Source organism: Microbacterium sp. 22242, from assembly GCF_052045495.1.
Taxonomy (GTDB): Bacteria; Actinomycetota; Actinomycetes; order Actinomycetales; family Microbacteriaceae; genus Microbacterium.
In genome coordinates, this window is record NZ_JBQEOZ010000013.1 from 62219 (window position 1) to 79685 (window position 17467).

18 protein-coding genes and 1 tRNA gene are annotated in these 17467 nt (G+C 71.0%); 8 read left to right on the plus strand and 11 right to left on the minus strand.

Annotation, left to right across the window (positions count from 1 at the left end):
* The 4 genes from ACTJJZ_RS13995 to lysA form a co-directional block, all read right to left on the minus strand.
* On the minus strand, positions 1-235 hold a 235-nt coding region (locus ACTJJZ_RS13995; protein ID WP_440721798.1), incomplete at its 3' end, for a hypothetical protein.
* 194 nt (positions 236-429) lie between these two features.
* Entirely contained in the window at positions 430-1404 is a 975-nt protein-coding gene (thrB, locus tag ACTJJZ_RS14000) for a homoserine kinase (protein WP_440721799.1), read from the minus strand.
* 1 nt (position 1405) lies between these two features.
* On the minus strand, positions 1406-2725 hold the full coding sequence (locus ACTJJZ_RS14005) for a homoserine dehydrogenase (protein ID WP_440721800.1): 1320 nt from the start codon (positions 2723-2725) through the stop codon (positions 1406-1408).
* A complete protein-coding gene (gene lysA / locus ACTJJZ_RS14010) occupies positions 2722-4203 on the minus strand; it encodes a diaminopimelate decarboxylase (protein ID WP_440721801.1) in 1482 nt (493 codons plus the stop codon). The genes ACTJJZ_RS14005 and lysA overlap by 4 nt, the downstream gene beginning before the upstream one ends.
* A 180-nt stretch (positions 4204-4383) precedes the next feature.
* Between lysA and ACTJJZ_RS14015 the strand changes: the two genes are divergently transcribed.
* Positions 4384-5532, plus strand: a complete 1149-nt coding sequence (locus ACTJJZ_RS14015; protein WP_440721802.1) for a YihY/virulence factor BrkB family protein — start codon at positions 4384-4386, stop codon at positions 5530-5532.
* Positions 5533-5570: 38 nt separating this feature from the next.
* Here ACTJJZ_RS14015 and ACTJJZ_RS14020 read toward each other — a convergent pair whose 3' ends face one another.
* The 3 genes from ACTJJZ_RS14020 to ACTJJZ_RS14030 are packed head-to-tail and all read right to left on the minus strand — an operon-like array spanning position 5571 to position 9024.
* Positions 5571-6347: an LmeA family phospholipid-binding protein gene (locus ACTJJZ_RS14020; protein ID WP_440721803.1), complete on the minus strand. Its 777-nt coding sequence runs from the start codon at positions 6345-6347 to the stop codon at positions 5571-5573.
* 1 nt (position 6348) lies between these two features.
* Entirely contained in the window at positions 6349-8016 is a 1668-nt protein-coding gene (argS, locus tag ACTJJZ_RS14025) for an arginine--tRNA ligase (RefSeq protein ID WP_440721804.1), read from the minus strand.
* Positions 8017-8028: 12 nt separating this feature from the next.
* On the minus strand, positions 8029-9024 hold the full coding sequence (locus tag ACTJJZ_RS14030) for an N-acetylglucosamine kinase (protein ID WP_440721805.1): 996 nt from the start codon (positions 9022-9024) through the stop codon (positions 8029-8031).
* A gap of 119 nt (positions 9025-9143) precedes the next feature.
* Here ACTJJZ_RS14030 and ACTJJZ_RS14035 point away from each other — a divergent pair, with 119 nt between their 5' ends.
* The 7 genes from ACTJJZ_RS14035 (at position 9144) to ACTJJZ_RS14065 (ending at position 14975) form a co-directional block, all read left to right on the plus strand.
* Positions 9144-10073 (plus strand): MurR/RpiR family transcriptional regulator, encoded by a 930-nt coding sequence (locus tag ACTJJZ_RS14035; RefSeq protein ID WP_440721806.1) that lies wholly within the window; start codon positions 9144-9146, stop codon positions 10071-10073.
* Positions 10070-10822 carry a sugar isomerase domain-containing protein gene (locus ACTJJZ_RS14040; RefSeq protein WP_440721807.1) on the plus strand — a complete coding sequence of 251 codons (753 nt, stop codon included), beginning with the start codon at positions 10070-10072 and terminating at the stop codon, positions 10820-10822. Before ACTJJZ_RS14035 ends, ACTJJZ_RS14040 begins: the two co-directional genes overlap by 4 nt.
* Before the next feature lie 54 nt (positions 10823-10876).
* On the plus strand, positions 10877-12295 hold the full coding sequence (gene ngcE / locus ACTJJZ_RS14045; RefSeq protein ID WP_440721808.1) for an N-acetylglucosamine/diacetylchitobiose ABC transporter substrate-binding protein: 1419 nt from the start codon (positions 10877-10879) through the stop codon (positions 12293-12295).
* Positions 12292-13314: a carbohydrate ABC transporter permease gene (locus ACTJJZ_RS14050; protein WP_440721809.1), complete on the plus strand. Its 1023-nt coding sequence runs from the start codon at positions 12292-12294 to the stop codon at positions 13312-13314. The genes ngcE and ACTJJZ_RS14050 overlap by 4 nt, the downstream gene beginning before the upstream one ends.
* Entirely contained in the window at positions 13311-14216 is a 906-nt protein-coding gene (locus tag ACTJJZ_RS14055; RefSeq protein ID WP_440721810.1) for a carbohydrate ABC transporter permease, read from the plus strand. The genes ACTJJZ_RS14050 and ACTJJZ_RS14055 overlap by 4 nt, the downstream gene beginning before the upstream one ends.
* A gap of 107 nt (positions 14217-14323) precedes the next feature.
* Positions 14324-14399, plus strand: a tRNA-Arg gene (locus ACTJJZ_RS14060).
* A gap of 3 nt (positions 14400-14402) precedes the next feature.
* Positions 14403-14975 carry a hypothetical protein gene (locus ACTJJZ_RS14065; protein ID WP_440721811.1) on the plus strand — a complete coding sequence of 191 codons (573 nt, stop codon included), beginning with the start codon at positions 14403-14405 and terminating at the stop codon, positions 14973-14975.
* 22 nt (positions 14976-14997) lie between these two features.
* Here ACTJJZ_RS14065 and ACTJJZ_RS14070 read toward each other — a convergent pair whose 3' ends face one another.
* From ACTJJZ_RS14070 to ACTJJZ_RS14085, 4 genes are all read right to left on the minus strand, one after another.
* Positions 14998-15183: a hypothetical protein gene (locus tag ACTJJZ_RS14070; RefSeq protein WP_440721812.1), complete on the minus strand. Its 186-nt coding sequence runs from the start codon at positions 15181-15183 to the stop codon at positions 14998-15000.
* 92 nt (positions 15184-15275) lie between these two features.
* Positions 15276-15665: a DUF1304 domain-containing protein gene (locus ACTJJZ_RS14075; protein ID WP_440721813.1), complete on the minus strand. Its 390-nt coding sequence runs from the start codon at positions 15663-15665 to the stop codon at positions 15276-15278.
* Positions 15666-15731: 66 nt separating this feature from the next.
* Complete coding sequence (trmB, locus tag ACTJJZ_RS14080; protein WP_440721814.1) at positions 15732-16457, minus strand: tRNA (guanosine(46)-N7)-methyltransferase TrmB; 726 nt, start codon at positions 16455-16457, stop codon at positions 15732-15734.
* 131 nt (positions 16458-16588) lie between these two features.
* Entirely contained in the window at positions 16589-17434 is an 846-nt protein-coding gene (locus ACTJJZ_RS14085; RefSeq protein WP_440721815.1) for a DUF3097 domain-containing protein, read from the minus strand.
* Positions 17435-17467: the final 33 nt, after the last annotated feature.

Here is a 17467-nt window from a genome sequence, read left to right on the forward strand (position 1 = left end):
GCGGGGCCTTCGCCTTCGGCGCCTCCTCCGCCGCAGCATCGGCCGCGGCGACCGGAGCCTGCGCGGCGGGCGCCTCGGCGGTCTCAGCCGCCTTGGCGGCGGCGGTCGCAGTGGTGGCACGGCGCGGGGCGCGCTTGCGCGGCGCCTTGGGGGCGTCCTCGGCGGACGCCGACTCGGCCGGTGCCGATCCGCGCAGTGCCGAGGTGTCGTTCTGGGTCTCGGAGATGGTCTCCACGAGTACTCCTCTTGTAAGTCGTGGGCATGGGAGTCGCGCACGCCGAAGGGCGGCGCGATCGCACGATCATGCCGAGAACAGGCTGTCCCCTGCATGCCAACCGGTGGACGCACCGACGATGAGCACGGTCTCCGGCTCTCGGTGCGGTTTCGGGTGGTGTGCGGCTGACGCAGAGATTGCGTCGCGGGCCGGGATCACGATTGTGACGAAGAGCCCTCCGCTCGTTCCCTCACTGTACCACCTCGCACATCGACGGCGACCATGCACGGGATCCACGGAGTGTCCGTGCTCTCCTGGGCGATCCTGGCGGCCTCCAGGCGGCTTCCCGGGCCGTCGCAGAGCACCAGGACGCTCGGTCCCGCGCCCGAGACGACCGCGGCGTAGCCTTCGGCGCGGAGCGCGCGCACGAGGCGGTTGGTCTCCGGCATCGCAGGCGCGCGGTAGTCCTGGTGCAGCCGGTCCTCGGTCGCGTCGAGCAGCACGTCGGGGCTCTGCGTGAGCGCGGCGATGAGCAGCGCAGAGCGGGAGACGTTGAACACCGCGTCCTCGCTCGGAACCTGCTGCGGCTGCAGGCTGCGTGCGGCCTTGGTCGACATGGTGTAGCCCGGCACGAGCACGAGCGGCGAGACGCCGCGGTGCACGAGCAGCTTCTTGTGCTGCGGTCCGCGCTCGGCCGTCCAGGCGATCGTGAGACCGCCGAACAGCGCGGGAGCCACGTTGTCGGGGTGCCCCTCGAGCTCGGTGGCGAGGCGCAGCAGCGCGGCGTCGTCCAGCGCGACGAGCCCCTCCAGCAGGCCCTTCGCGGCGAGCACGCCCGCGGCGACCGCGGCGCCGGAGGATCCCAGTCCCCGTCCGTGCGGGACGCCGTTGCGGGCCACCAGGCGGATCCCGGGCATCTCGACGCCGGCGTCCGCGAACACGTGCGCGATCGAGCGGATCACCAGGTTCGAGGCGTCGCGCGGGATCTCCTCCGCACCGGATCCGGAGACCTCGACCTCGGTGCGGCCCTGCTCCAGCGCGGTGACCTCGACGTCGTCGTACATGCTCAGCGCGAGGCCGAGCGTGTCGAAGCCGGGGCCGAGGTTGGCGCTCGTGGCGGGCACGCGCACCTCGACGGCGCGGCCGAGCGGGACCCGCGCGACCACGGGCTCGGGGACGGCGACCGTCATGTCACTCCCCCTCGACGCGCAGCACCGAGACCACGCGGGTGACCGCGTCGTTCTCGGTGAGGCGGGCGACGGTATCGCTGAGCGCCTGCTCGGTGGCCCGGTGCGTGCCGATCACGATGCGCGCGGTCGTGCTCTCCTCGCCGCGCTCGACGGTCTGCAGCGCGGTCGCGATGGACACGCCGTGGTCGCTGAGGATCCCGGCGACGGTCGCCAGCACACCCGTGACGTCGGCGACCTCGATGATGATCTGATAGCGCGTGTTGATGTGCCCGAACGGGGCGATCGACAGGCTCTGCCGCGGCGACTCCCCCACGCCCACGCCGCCGGCGATGTGCCGGCGCGCCGCCGAGACCACGTCGCCGAGCACGGCGGAGGCGGTCTGCACGCCGCCCGCTCCTGCGCCGTAGAACATCAGCGGGCCGGCGGCCTCCGCCTCGACGAACACGGCGTTGTTGCCGCCGTGCACGCTCGCCAGCGGGTGCTCGCGGTCGATGAGGGCGGGGTAGACGCGCACGGAGACGGCGTCGCCGGACTCCTCCGCGAGGCGCTCGCACACCGCGAGCAGCTTCACCACGTATCCGGCGCGGCGGGCGTCGGCGATCATGTCGGCCGTGACCGACTCGATGCCCTCGCGGTGCACGTCCTCGATCGACACCTGCGTGTGGAAGGCGAGGCTGGCCAGGATCGCGGCCTTCTGCGCGGCGTCGTAGCCCTCCAGGTCGAGAGTCGGATCCGCCTCCAGGTAGCCGAGCTCGGTCGCGATCCGCTGCGCCTCCTCGGCGCTCAGCCCCTGCCGGTCCATCGCGTCCAGGATGAAGTTCGTGCTGCCGTTGACGATGCCGAAGATCCGCGCGATCCGGTCCCCGGCGAGCGAGTCGCGCAGGGGGCGGATGATCGGGATCGCGGCGGCGACCGCGGCCTCGTACGACACCGAGGCGCCGACCTGATCCGCGGCCTCGAAGATCTCCGCTCCGTGCGTGGCGAGCAGCGCCTTGTTGCCGGTCACCACGTCGGCGCCGGAGTGCAGCGCCTGCAGCACGAAGGTGCGCGCCGGCTCGAGTCCCCCCATCAGCTCGATCACGATGTCGGCGCCGAGGATCAGCGCCTCGGCGTCTGTCGTGAGCAGCTCCCGGGGCAAGGGACTGTCCCGGGGGGCGTCAGGGTCGCGGACCAGGATCCCGGCGAGCTCGAGGCGGGCGCCGCTGCGCTCGGCGAGATCGTTGCCGTGCTCGATGAGCAGGCGCGCGACCTGCGATCCCACGGATCCCGCCCCGAGCAGGGCGACGCGGAGGGTTCGCGTGGTACTGGGGAGCTCGGTCATGCTTCTCCTTCTCCGTTGCGGGCACCGGGGAGGTGCTCCGTCCTTCCCGGCGCGGCGATGCCGGCGTCCCGGGAGAGGAGGTCATCGAGGGTCTCCCCCCGCACGATCACCCGCGCGTGGCCGTCGCGCACGGCGACGACCGCAGGACGCGGGGTGTGGTTGTAGTTGCTGGACAGCGCGTGGCAGTACGCGCCGGTCGCCGGCACCGCGAGCAGGTCGCCCGGGGTGACGTCGGAGGGGAGGTACTCGTGATCGACGACGATGTCCCCCGATTCGCAATGCGAGCCCACGACCCGGACCAGCACGGGGCGGCCGGTGCCCTCGCGGGACGCGATCCGCGCCGAGTACTGCGATCCGTACAGCGCGGGGCGGGCGTTGTCGCTCATCCCGCCGTCCACGCTCACGTACAGACGCTCGCCGCGGTCGCCGAGCGACACCGGCTTGGTCGTGCCGACCTCGTACAGGGTGACCCCGGCCTGGCCGACGACCGCACGGCCGGGCTCGAACGCGAGGGTCGGGATCGGGATCCCGCGCACCTCGCACTCCTGCGCCACGGCGTCGACGATCGCGCTCGCCAGCTCCTCGATCGGGGTGGGGTCGTCCGCGGACGTGTAGGCGATGCCGAAGCCGCCGCCGAGGTTGAGCAGCGGCAGCTCTCCGCCCTCGCGCAGCTCTGCGTGCAGCTCCACGATGCGGGAGGCCGACTCGGCGAAGCCGGCCGACCCGAAGATCTGCGAGCCGATGTGGCAGTGCAGCCCGCGCAGATCGAGGCTGGGGATCTCGCGGATCCGCTCCACGAGGGCGGGGGCCAGCTCGAGCGGGGTGCCGAACTTCTGGTCCTCGTGCGCGGTGGCGAGGAAGTCGTGGGTCTCCGCGTGCACGCCGCTGTTCACCCGCAGCAGCACGCGCTGCGCCTGTCCGCGGGATCCGCTGCCGTTGCGCTCGGTGCCGCGGCGCTCGGCGATCGCGCCCAGGCGCTCGATCTCGATCGCGGAGTCGACGATGATCGTGCCGACTCCGACCTCGACCGCCCGCTCCAGCTCGGCGACGCTCTTGTTGTTGCCGTGGAACCCGATCCGCGCGGGCTTCACGCCTGCCGCGAGCGCGACCTCGAGCTCTCCCCGGCTGCACACGTCGACGCGCAGCCCCTCCTGCGTGACCCAGCGCGCCACCTCGGTGCTGAGGAACGCCTTGCCGGCGTAGTAGACGCGCGCCTTGGTGCCGTGCGCCGCGGCGGCCGCGGTGAAGGCCGCCGCGATCCTCGCCGCGTGCGCGCGCACCTCGGCCTCGTCGAGCACATACAGCGGGGTGCCGAAGCGGGCGCGCAGCTCGGCGACGCCGACCCCGCCGAGGAACAGCTCCCCGTCGCCGTCTCGCACAGCGGACGCGGGCCACACCCCCGTCGCGAGATCGTTCGGATCAGCCGGTTCCTCCAGCCAGTCCGGGGCGAGCGCGTCGTCGGGCGATGCGGAGAGCACGGAGAACCAATCGTCGTAGCCGTCAGGGGTTCGGGTCCCGGCCCAGAGCGGTGCCGAGTTCTGAGAATTCTAGGGCACCGGACCGGTGCGACCCGACGGCTGTGACGCCCGCCTTTACCGCACGGCCGTTGCGGCGCGCCAGCCCCTGGGCCCGGCGAGGGCACTGGCTACGCTCGAGTCATGGCCCCGCAGGAGACGACGACCAAGCCGTGGGCGGCACGGACCATGGACGCCGCCGTCGCACGGGCGCTGCGACTGCGCCTCACCCGCGCCTGGCTGCTGTACTCGGAGAAGCACGGGCCCGCGCTCGCGGACGGCATCACCTACCGCGCCCTGTTCAGCGTGTTCGCCGCGGTGCTGCTCGGCTTCTCGGCAGCGGGCCTGTGGCTGACCGGCGATCCGCCGGCGCTCGCAAGCGTGACCGCGGCCGTGGACAGGGTGATCCCGGGCCTGGTGGGTCACGGCGGCGTCATCGACCTGGAGAGCATCAAGATCCCGGCGACGCTGTCGATCACGGGCGTCGTCTCGCTCTTCGGACTCGTCGGCGCGGCTCTCGGCGCGATCGGATCCCTGCGGATCGCGCTGCGCACGCTCGCCGACAAGATCGCCGACGATGTGCTGTGGTACTGGGTGCTGCTGCGCAACCTGGGACTCGCCGCCGGGATCGCCGTCGCGTTCGCGCTGACATCCGCGATCACGGTCCTGAGCGGGCTCGGGGTGACCCGGATCGCCGGGCTCCTGGGCGCCGCGCACTCCGTGGCGGCGATCTGGCTGGAGCGGATCATCGCGATCCTGATCCTCTACGTGCTCGACGCCGCGGTGATCGTGGGGCTGTTCGTCGTGCTGTCGGGGGTGCGCGCGCCCGCGAAGCGGCTGTGGCAGGGCGCGACCATGGGCGCGGTCGGTCTGGTCGTGCTGCAGCAGCTGTCCAGCCTGTTCCTCGGCGGAGCCAAGTCGAACCCGCTGCTCGCCACGTTCTCGGCGCTCATCGCGCTGCTGCTCTGGCTGAACCTGTCGGCTCAGGTGATGCTGCTCGCGAGCGCCTGGATCATCGTCGCGGTCGAAGATGCAGAGGATCCTCCGCTGGCCGGCGCGCGCTCCCTCGCCGAGCGGCGCCTGGACCGCGCCGAGCTGCTGCTGCAGGCGGCCCGGGACGAACGGGAGGCCGCCCGGGCCCAGCTCGGCCGCGAGCACCCGGACGAGCTCGCCGAACGCGACGCCGCGCGGGCCAGGGAGGAGGCCGCCGCGCGCGCCGCCGAGGAGCGGGCGCGGCCGCGGCGGCGCCGCCCGTGGTACCGGCGCCTGCTCCCCTTCTCCCGCCGTCGCTGAGGCCGGCTTCCGGGGACGCGGCTCCGGAGGCGCAGCGTCTAGGGGCAGCTCCCGAGAGCCTGCAGCCGCCGGTCGGCGGTGATCGCGCCGTCTGCGGCGAAGGACGCCAGCAGGCTGTCGCCGTCCACGCGCAGACCGCTCAGATGCACGCCCGCCGGCAGGCGGTCGGCGATGCACACCTTCTGCGTGGAGAACACGGGTTTCAGGACGCGCGCGAACGGCGAGGAGTCGTCCGACGGATCCAGGGTCACGCTGCCGATGGACACCGACGTCGGCGTGAGCGTCAGCTCGCCGCCCTCCGCACCCGGCGTGAGCGTGACCGACAGCGGCACCGCGGCGCCGAGCACGGTCGCGGTCCCCGACGCCTTCACGTCCTTGCCCTCGAGCGTCACGGTGTCGACAGGCATCGACGTGCTCTTCACGATCGTCTCGAGCTGCGCGGCGTCGATCCGGATCGTGCCGGTCGCGCTGCGGAGGTCGCCGCCCCGGATCGGCACGCCGGCCGCGTCGACCGAGACCGCGCCGGTGATCGGGCCGAGCGCGACCCTCTTCGACGAGATGTGCAGGCCGTCCAGACGCCCGGCGATGAGCTGCGGCAGCACGATCCCGTCGACCGTCACGTCCAGTTGCTGATCCGCGGGCAGTGCGAGGGCGCTGATGACCTGGGAGCGCACCTGCTGCGCGACCATCGCCCGCGCGACGAATTCGCCGCCGACGACGAGCCCGGCGAGGACGATCACGACGGCCACGAGCACCCAGGGCCAGCGCGCTCGGCGCCGCCGCGTCACGCGGTGCTCCGCCGGCGGCCGCGTCATCTCACATCCGCTCCGGCGCCGACACTCCGAGCAGGCCGAGTCCGTTGCGCAGCACCTGGCCGGTCGCGTCGTTCAGCCACAGCCGGGTGCGGTGCACGTCCTCGATCGGGTCGTCGCTCAGCGGGATGACGCGGCAGTTGTCGTACCAGCGGTGGTAGAGGCCGGCGAGCTCCTCGAGGTAGCGGGCGACCCGGTGCGGCTCGCGCACCTCGGCGGCGAACGCGACGATGCGCGGGAACTCCTGCAGCGCGCCGAGCAGCGCGGACTCGGTCTCGTGCGTGAGCAGCTCGGGCGCGAACGCGGAGCGGTCGACGCCCGAGTCCACCGCGTTGCGCGACACGTTGTGCGTGCGGGCGTGCGCGTACTGCACGTAGAAGACCGGGTTGTCGTTCGTGCGCTTCTGCAGCAGCTCGGGATCGAGCGACAGCGGCGAGTCGGCCGGCGAGCGCTCCAGGGAGTACCGCAGAGCGTCCGTGCCGAGCCACTCGCGCAGGTCGTCCATCTCGATGATGTTGCCCGCACGCTTGCTGAGCCGCGCGCCGCCGACCGACACGAGCTGCCCGATGAGCACCTCGACGTCCTTCTCCGGGTCGTCGCCGGCCGCTCCCGCGAGCGCCTTGAGCCGGTGCACGTAGCCGTGGTGGTCGGCGCCGAGAAGGTAGATCTTGTGCTCGAAGCCGCGATCGCCCTTGTTCAGGTAGTACGCGGCGTCGGCGGCGAAGTAGGTGTACTCGCCGTTGGAGCGGCGGATCACCCGGTCCTTGTCGTCGCCGAAGTCGGTCGTGCGCACCCACACGGCGTCGTCCTGGTCGAACACGTGGCCCTGCGCGCGCAGGCGGTCGACGGCCTGGTCGACGAGGCTCGGCGCGCCGTCCTCGCCCTTGGCGTGCAGGATCCGCTCGGAGAACCACACGTCGAAGACGACGTTGAACTTCGCGAGCGACTCCTTCTGCTCGGCCAGCTGGTATCGGTAGCCGAGCTCGCGGGCCACGAGCAGCTGCTCGTCGGCGGGCAGATCGAGCAGGTCGGCGCGCTCGGCCAGCACCCGCTGCGCGATGTCGGCGATGTAGCTGCCCGCGTAGCCGCCCTCCGGCGTGGGCTCGCCCTTCGCCGCGGCGACGATGGACGCCGCGAAGCGCTCCATCTGCGCGCCGGCGTCGTTGATGTAGAACTCGCGGGCCACCGTGGCGCCGCTCGCGTCGAGCAGGCGCGCGATCGCGTCGCCGAGCGCGGCCCAGCGGGTGTGCCCGATGTGCAGGGGCCCGGTGGGGTTCGCGGAGACGAACTCCACGTTGATCGAGCGTCCTGCCTGCGAGTCGTTGCGTCCGTAGGCCTCCCCCGCGTCCACGATCACCTGGGCGAGCGCGCCTGCGGCTCCCGCCTCGAGGCGCACGTTGAGGAAGCCGGGGCCGGCGACCTCGGCCGAGGCGATGCCGTCCACGGCGGCGAGCCCGTCGGCGATCTGCTGCGCGAGCTCGCGCGGGTTCGCGCCGAGCTGCTTCGCGAGGCGCATCGCGATGTTCGTGGCCCAGTCGCCGTGGTCTCGGTTGCGCGGCCGCTCCAGCACGATGTCGCCGGCGGCGAGCGCGAGCGGCTCCCCCGGTCGTCGCTCGTCCGCGATCGGGACGAGGACGGACAGGATCGCGGCGGCGAGGGCTTCGGGATTCATAGGGTTCCGATTCTAGGCGGTGCGACCGGCGATCCCCGCCCGGAGCCGGGCGAGCGTCCCCTCGTCGACGGCGGCTCCCGCGTGCCGCAGCGCGAGCATCGTCGCCCCGGCCGCGCCGCTGTCGACCAGCACGACGGGATCCTGCCCCGGCGTCGCGGCGAGATGCTCGCGCAGCGCGCGCTGCGGCGGACCGTCGCGCAGCACGATGCTGCCGCCCGCGACGACGGGGCCGGGCCGGTCCCGCACCAGTCCGAGGGTCTGCACGAGCAGCTCGCCCGCGTGTGCGAGGATGCTCGCCGCGACGAGATCCTGCGCCTCGGCGGCGTCGAACACCAGCGGCGCGAGGGCCGCGAGCTGCACCGGTCTCTGCGCGTACAGGGACCGGATGAGCCGCTCCAGTCCGGAGGGCCTGCCATCGCGCCCGGGATCCGCGGCGCTTTCGACGGGCACTCCGCAGGCCCGCAGCACGAGCGGGGTGAGCGCGGTCTCCGGGCCGACGCCCTCGAGCTGGTCCACAGCGGCGTGCGCGGCCCTGCGGCCGATCCAGAAGCCGCTGCCGCGATCCCCGAGCAGCCAGCCCAGCCCGTCCGCGGTGGCGGCGATCCGGCCGTCCTCGACCCGCACCGCGCTCGCGCCGGTCCCGCAGACGATCCCGCAGCCGACGGGCGCCACGGTGCCGCTCGCGTACATCGCGAGAAGATCCGACTCGAACCGCAGCGCGCCGCGGAACCCGCGCTCCTGCAGCGCGTCCAGGAGCCAGCGTCCGGTGCCGCCTCCGGCGTCGTGGCCGGCCATCGCCATCGCCATCCCGGTCACGTCCGAGAGCTCGGCGCCTGACGCCTGCAGAGCATCGCCGATCGCGCGGAGCACGCCGTCGAGCGCCAGGAGAACCCCTGATGAGGTCGGGTTGCCGCTGCCGCCTCTGCCGTAGCCGAGGCACACCCCATCTGCGGCCGCGAGCACCGCGCGAGTGGAGGTCCCGCCCGCATCCACGCCGAGCACGAGCATGTTGCACCCCTATTTGTTATCTGTCCTACTTGATTTTTCCCCGACAGTCGGATGAGAATGTTTTTCACCCGAAGGCCAAGGTTTTCCACGCGTTTTCACCGGAGGCAATGGTGCCACTCATGCAGGACGTCGGCAACGAGTTGTCGATCGCGCAGCGGATCTCGCTGCGCCGTCCCGCCATGCCGCAGGCGATGGCGAAGATCGCGGACGTGGTCGCGGCCCACCCGACGGCGCCCGTCGAGCTCACGATCACCGAGCTGGCCGACCGGGCCGGCACCTCCGCCGCCACCGTCACCCGGTTCTGCCGGGCGGTGGGCTTCGACGGCTACACGCAGTTCCGCGTCGGCGTCGCCGCCGAGTCGGGTCGCGGCGACGCCGGCACCACCTGGCGCACCGACATCGCCGACGACATCGGCCAGGACGATCCCGCGGACCGGGTGCTGCTGACCCTGCTGGGCCTGCACACCCGCAGCATGGAGACCACCACCAGCCTGCTCGATCTCGACGACGTGCAGCTCGTCGCCCGCGCGATCGCGGAGAGCCGGCACGTCGACATCTACGGGGTCGGCGGCAGCGGCGTCATCGCCGACGAGTTCCGCGGGCGGCTCTACCGGATCGGCGTGAACGCGCACTCCTGGTCCGACGTGCACGACGGGCTCACCAGCGCCGTGCTGCAGAACAGCGCCTCGGTCGCGGTGGGCATCTCGAACACCGGACGCACCGAGGAGACCATCGAGATGCTCTCGCACGCCCACGCGGCGGGAGCGCTCACGGTGGCGATCACGACCGACGCGGACTCCTGGCTCGCCTCCGTCGCCGACGTCGCCCTGATCACCGCCTCCACCAACCCGAACCAGCGCCCGGACGACCTGTCCATCAAGCACGCGCAGCTGCTGGTGATCGACCTGCTCTACGTCCTGGTCGCGCAGCGCACGCTCGGCGAGGCCGCGAACCGTCTCGCCGCGAGCGCGATGGCGGTGTCCTCGCACCGCCGCTCCGCCGGCCCGGACGACCACGACGCGCGCCGCCAGAAGGAGACCACCCGATGAGCGCTTCCCCCTACGATCTCCTCCGCGAGGCCGAGAGCCGGCTCGAGCGGCTCGCCGCCGACGCCGACGGCGGAGCGCTCGATTCCGCGATCGCCCTGCTCGTCGGCGCGCTCCGCGCGGGCGGCGTCATCCAGGCCTTCGGCACCGGCCACTCCGAGGCCTTCGCGATGGAGATCGCCGGCCGGGCCGGCGGACTGATCCCGACGAACCGCATCGCGCTGCGCGACATCGTGCTGCACGGCGATCGCAGCGCGGACGTGCTCACCGGCTCGCTCGAGCGCGAACCCTGGGTGGTCGACGAGCTCATGGCCGTCTCCCCAATCGCGGAGAACGACGTGTTCGTGATCGCCTCGAACTCCGGCGTGAACGGATCCATCGTCGGCGTCGCGCTGTGGGCGAAGGAGCACGGGCACCCGGTGATCGCGGTCACGAGCCTGCAGCACACCTCGCGCGTCGAGCCGAAGCATCCCAGCGGCAAACGGCTCAGCGAGGTCGCCGACGTGGTGATCGACAACCTGGCGCCCTACGGGGACGCCACGCTGCAGCTCACCGAGAACATCTCGGCGGGGGCGATCTCCTCGATCACGGCGGCGTTCATCGCCCAGCTGCTCACGCTCGGCGTCGCCCGCACCATGGCGGAGGCGGGCGAGGTCCCGCCGATGTACATCTCGGCCAACATCCCGGGCGGCGACGAGCACAACTCGGTGCTCGAGGCCCGCTACCTCGATCGGCTACGCCGCGGCGCATGAGCCGCCCGCAGACTCATCCTCTCCCGCACACCTCACTAGGAAGGTAAGAATCACATGGAACCCAAAGACGCTTCCATCAGCCGCCGCAGCCTGCTGCGCGGCGCAGCCCTCGCGGCCGTGATGGTGCCCCTCGGCGTCAGCCTGGCATCCTGCGCGGCTCCGGGCGGCGGTGGCGGTAACGCCGGACCGACCGGCGCGAAGTCGGCCGACAACCCGTTCGGAATCGCCGCCAACTCCAAGGTCGACGCGGTGATCTTCGACGGCGGCTACGGCGTGGACTACGTCCAGAACGCGGCCAAGGTCATGCAGGACAACAAGAAGCTGGGCGGAGTCAGCGTCAAGGTCTCCGCCTCGACCAAGATCGCGCAGGAGCTGCAGCCGCGCTTCGTCGGCGGCAACCCGCCGGACCTCATCGACAACTCGGGTGCCAACCAGATCGGGTGGAACACGATCCTGGACCAGCTCGAGACGCTCGACGACGTGCTGGACGCGAACAACCTCGAGGGCACCAAGATCAGCGACACGCTCTACGGCGGCGTCAAGGATCCCGGCACCTTCGACGGCAAGTTCGTCGCCCTGAACTACGTGATGACGGTCTACGGCATCTGGTACTCGGACACCCTGTTCAAGGCCAACGGCTTCACCGTCCCGAAGACCTGGCAGGACCTGAAGCCGCTCGGCGAGGCCGCGAAGGCCAAGGGCAAGTACCTGTTCGTCTGGGGCAAGGAGGCGGCGACCTACTACCAGACGCTCGTCGTCGACTCCGCCGTCATCCAGGGCGGCGACGACGTGCGCCTCCCGCTGGAGAACCTGAAGGAGAACTGCTGGTCGCACCCGATCATCCAGAACATCCTGACGATCTTCTACGACCTCATCCAGGCCGGTTACATGAAGCCGGGCGGCGCGGGCACGCAGTTCACGCAGGCGCAGTCGCAGTGGAGCCTGGACCAGGCCGCACTGCTCTACCCCTCGGGCTCGTGGATCGAGAACGAGATGAAGAAGCAGACCGCCGACAACTTCGTGATGAAGGGCATCGGCGAGCTGCCGCTGGACGACAAGCAGACCACCCCGAAGGGCACCCTGCGGGCCGAGGCCGGCGAGCCGTTCATCGTCCCGTCGAAGGCGAAGAACCCGGCGGGCGGCAAGGAGCTGCTGCGCACCATGCTGTCCAAGGAGTCCGCCACCGCGTTCGCCAAGAGCAAGCTGGCTCCGACCATCGTCAAGGGCATCGTCCCGGACGACGGCTTCGGATCCACCGCCCTGGTGTCGCAGAAGGAGCTCCTCGACACGGCCGGCGACAACGTCTTCACGATCAAGGCGTTCGGCCTGTACGGCATGAACTCGGACCAGCTGCCGATCTGGAACTCGTTCCTGGACGGCAAGATGTCGGTCGCCGACCTCACCAAGGCGCTGCAGGGTCTCACCGACAAGATCCGCAACGACAGCTCCATCAAGAAGATCGAGATCAAGTGAGCTATTCAACTCCCAGCGGGGGTCCGGGGCTGCAGACAGCCGCGGTCACCGCAACTCGGGCGGGGGGCCGCAAGGTCCCCCGCCTGGGGCGGCGCCGGCTGACGTTCGACTACGTGTCGTTCCTCCTGGTGTTCCTGGTGCTGCCAGTGGCACTGTTCCTCGTGTTCGTGATCTCGCCCTTCATCCAGGCGGTCTACTACTCGATGACCAACTGGACCGGCTTCTCGCCGAACATGAGCTTCGTCGGCCTGAACAACTTCGTGAAGCTGTTCCAGGACTCGACGTTCCTGCAGGCGATGGCCAACAACGCTCTGCTCGCGATCGTCGTGCCACTGATCACGATCGTGATCGCCCTGATCTTCGCGAGCATGATCACGGTCGGCGGCCCGAGCCACGGCCAGGTACGAGGCCTCACCGGCTCCGGCTTCTACCGGGTGGTGTCGTTCTTCCCGTACGTCATCCCGGCGATCGTCATCGCGATCCTGTGGAGCATGATCTACCAGCCGTCCAACGGTCTGCTGAACGGGGTGCTGCGCGCCCTCGGCGCCGCGAACATGGTCGACTGGCTCGGCGACCAGCGCACGGCGATGGGCGCGACGATCTTCGTGATCGTGTGGAGCATGGTCGGCTTCTACATGGTGCTGTTCATCGCGGCGATCAAGGGGATCCCGGCGGAGACCCTCGAGGCGGCCCGCATCGACGGCGCCGGGCGGTATCGCACCGTGGTCTCGATCCTGCTGCCGCAGATCCGCGACAACGTGCAGACCGCCTACATCTACCTGGGGATCATGGCGCTGGACGCCTTCGTCTACATGGCGGGCCTGAACGCGTCGGGCGGACCGAACAACAGCACTCTGGTGATGAGCCAGTATCTGTTCCGCACGGCGTTCGAGAAGGGCCAGTTCGGCCTCGCGAGCGCCATGGGCGTCGTGCTCGCCGTGCTCACCCTGGTCTTCGCGGGCCTCGTGATCGGAGTGTTCCGCCTCATCGGCGGCAAGGATGAAGGGGGACGCTCATGAGCCTGGACACGCGTGCCGCGGTGACCATCGACAAGAAGGCGGCGGCCAGGGACGTCCGCATCCCGACCTCGACCTCCAGCGACAAGGTCGTCGGCAGCGTCTCGCATGTCGTGCTCGCCGTCTGGTCGCTCGTCGTGGTCCTGCCGATGCTGTGGACCCTGCTCGGCTCGTTCAAGACCACGAAGGAGATCTTCAAGTCGCCGTTCGGGCTGCCCGCCAACTGGAACTTCGACAACTACGTCAACGCCTGGGTGAAGAACAACTTCGGGCCGATGTTCCTGAACACCGTCATCGTCGTGGGATGCGCGCTGATCCTGGTGATGCTCCTCGGTGCGATGTGCGCCTACGTGCTCGCCCGGTTCTCGGTCCCCGGCAGCCGGGTGGTCTACTACCTGATGCTGGCGGGGCTGACGTTCCCGGTGTTCCTCGCCATCGTCCCCCTGTTCTTCATCCTGCAGGGGATGGGGCTGCTGAACACGCTGCCGGGTCTGATCATCACCTACGTCGCGTTCGCGCTGCCGTTCACGGTGTTCTTCCTGTTCTCGTTTTTCAAGTCCCTGCCGTACGAGATCCAGGAGGCCGCGTACGTCGACGGCGCGAGCGAGTGGCGCACCTTCTTCCAGGTGATGCTGCCGATGGCGAAGCCGGGGCTCGCGGCGGTGGCGATCATGAACTTCCTGGGCATGTGGAACCAGTTCCTGCTGCCGATCTCGTTGAACTCGAATCAGGACAACTACGTGCTGTCGCAGGGCATGGCGGCGTTCGCCTCGTCAGCCGGCTACCAGGTGGATTTCGGTGCGATGTTCGCCGCGGTGATCATCACGATCGTGCCGGTGCTGATCGTCTACGTCCTGTTCCAGCGCCAGCTGCAGGGCTCGGTGTCTCAGGGCACCTCGAAGTAGCCGTCCGGCTCCTCTGCGAGAAGCGCGTCCCGGTCCGCCGGGGCGCGCTTCTCACGTCCCGCCGCTGTCCGTGCGGGGGCGGCGACGGTGCTAGGCTCGTCCGGTACGCCTCCGTAGCTCAGCGGATAGAGCGCCGGTTTCCGGTACCGTAGGTCGCAGGTTCGATTCCTGTCGGGGGCACCACATATGACGTACGCAGCACCTGCCGCTTCGGCGCCGACCGTTCCCGCCGGAACCCCGGTGCACACACGGTGGGGCTGGGTCACCGCGCTGATCCCGGTCGCCGGCGTCGTGCTGACGATCGTCCAGCTCTGGATGATGAGCGCCGTCATGCTGGACTACTTCCGGCAGCTGGCGGCCCTCATCGCCGCATCGCGCAGCGATCCCGGGGTCTACGATCCGGCCGTCATGAACGGCCTCATGGCGACGATGATGCCGATGTGGATCGGCGTCATGGTGCTCTCCGTGGTCAGCTGGGGGCTGTACGGGCTCGGTGTGGTCGCCGCCTATTTCGACTTCCAGGAGCTCGGCCGTCTCGGCTACCCGAAGCGGTTCCACTGGGCGTGGAACTTCCTGAGCCCGGTCTACCCGATCGGCCGCGCGGTGGTCGTGCAACGTCAGGCCGGGGCCGGCAGGGCCACGATGTGGATCTCGATCGGCGCGCTGGCGGCGAGCTTTCTGATCGCCGCGGTCTGGACCGTCTGGCTGGTCCTCGCCATCCTCGGCGAGGTGTCCGCTCTGCGCGGCACACTGGCCTGAGCGCCCCCACTGCCGGGCGGATTCACTCCTTGTCCGCGGCGGGACCCCCCTCGGCGGGACCGTCCCCCGCAGCAGCCTCGTGCCCGTAGTCGAGCAGCAGGTCGTCGCGGCAGCTGCAGCGCAGCTGCACCTCCGCGCCGACGAGCACCGGAACGCCTCCCACGTCCTCGATGATCTCGACCACGACGGGCCACGGTTCATGTCTCATGACGCCATTACGCCGCGGACGGCGGATCGGCGCCAGGGCCTTGACGCGGCCGATCCTGCGCGATCTCGATGCCGGTCCGGACCGGCGCCCGCTCAGACCAGCATGCCCGCGATCAGCAGCACGACGGCCAGCAGCGGGAAGGCGCCCTGCACGGTCGCGGCGCGCGCCTTGGACCGATCGGACAGGATCAGCACGAGGGCGGCGGCGAGCATCGAACCGGTCCCGGCGAGCATGAGCGCGAGGCCCGCGGCGGTCAGCCCCGCGCACCAGACGACGATCCCGATCACGGCGACGATCGCGAGGAACAGGTTGTAGAAGCCCTGGTTGAACGCGAGCCCGCGCGTCGTCTCCGCCTCGTCCGCGCTCGTCCCGAAGACGCGGCGGGTGGACGGGTGGGTCCAGCGCACCGACTCCAGCACGAAGATGTAGACGTGGATCAGGGCGGCGAGGCCCGCGAACACGGATCCGATGACGAAGAGCATGCCCCGATTCTTCCGCGCAGGGCCGGACAGCGGCGAAGGCGCGCCCTGCGGGTGCGACGGCGCGGGTCAGCCCCGCGGCACCCGGCGATAGGCGAGGTCGCGGATGTCCCGGCCCTTCGCGATGCCCTTGCGCTCGAACGCGGTCATCACCCGCCCCTCGAAGCGCTCCGCCCACTCCCCCTCGAACGCGCGCTCGAACCCGGGGTCGGCGTCGAGCACCTCCCGCATCTGCAGCGCGTAGTCCTCCCAGTCCGTGGCGAGGCGCAGCAGACCGCCGTCTCGGAGCGCGGCGGAGGCAGTGGTGCCGAATCCGGGACGGACCAGCCGGCGCTTGGTGTGGCGCTTCTTGTGCCAGGGATCCGGGAAGAAGATCCAGACCTCGTCCGCGGATCCGGCGGGGAGGTAGCCGGAGAGCACCTCGGGCGCGTTCGCCTCGACCAGGCGCAGGTTGCGGGCACCCGCGCGGTCCGCGTCGAGCATCGTGCGGGCGAGGCCGGCACGGAACACCTCGACCGCGAGGAAGTCGTCGGCGGGGCGCGCGGAGGCGGCGGCGACGATCGCGTGGCCCTGCCCGGACCCGACCTCGACGATCAGCGGCGCCTGGCGGCCGAACTCGGCTGCGGGATCCAGCCGGGCCTCCGGGTGCACGGACGTCCACGCCACGTCGCGCGGAACGTCGAGCAGGTAGTGCGGCGCGAGCTCGGCGAACGCCCGCTCCTGCGCCTCGGACATGCGGCCGCTGCGGCGCACGAAGGAGACGGGCTCGTCGCGGAAGGTGCGGGGTTCGGGCATCCCTCCAGGATATCCGTCGCAGGATCCCACCCCCCGGCCGTCCGGGGTTCCCGAGCCGTCCGGGGTTCCGGGGCCTTCCTCCCTGACCCGGCCCGACGGCGCGCGTCCGGCGCCGCGGGCGGAGCGACCGCTCATCGCCGCTCCGACGTCTCGGTGACGAAGTCGATGAGCTCCTCGACGCGGCCGAGCAGCGACGGCTCCAGGTCGCGGTACGAGTGCACCCGGCCGAGGATCCGCTTCCAGGCGTGCGCGAAGTCGGCCTGCGACTCGGCGGGCCAGCCGAGCGCGCGGCAGATCCCGGTTTTCCAGTCGGTGCCGCGCGGGATCTGCGGCCACGCCCTGATCCCCATCGCGGCCGGGGTGACGCACTGCCACACGTCGATGTAGGGATGTCCCACGATGCGCAGATGGGGGCCATGCGGGCCGCGCAGGATCTGCTCGACGATGCGGGTCTCCTTGGAGCCGGCGACGAGGTGGTCCACGAGCACGCCGTAGCGGCGGGTGCGGCTGGGCGGCTGCTCCGCCAGCAGCTCCTCGAGCAGGTCGATGCCCTGCAGGTACTCCACGACGACGCTCTCGACCCGCAGGTCGGCGCCCCACACCTTCTCCACGAGCTCGGCGTCGTGCCGCCCCTCGACCAGGATCCGGCTGGGCAGCGCGGTGCGTGCCCTGGCATCGGCGACCGCGAACGAGCCGGAGGCGGTGCGCTTCGGCGCGCCCTGCGCTCTCGCCGGATGCACGAGCCTGACCGGCTCGCCGTCGATCATGAAGCCGGCGCCCATCGGGAACAGCCGGCGCCGCCCGCGGTAGTCCTCGAGCTCGACCTGCCCGCCCTCGATCCGAGTGACCGCGCCGCAGAAGCCGTCCACGGCGACCTCGACCACGAGATCCTTCTCCGCGGGAACGTCCACCGCCACCTTCGCGCCGCGATCCCGCCAGCCCGCCGCGAGCACGTCCGATCCGTACCTGTCGTCCATCCGCTCCAGCCTAGGAGCGCGCGCACCCGAGGC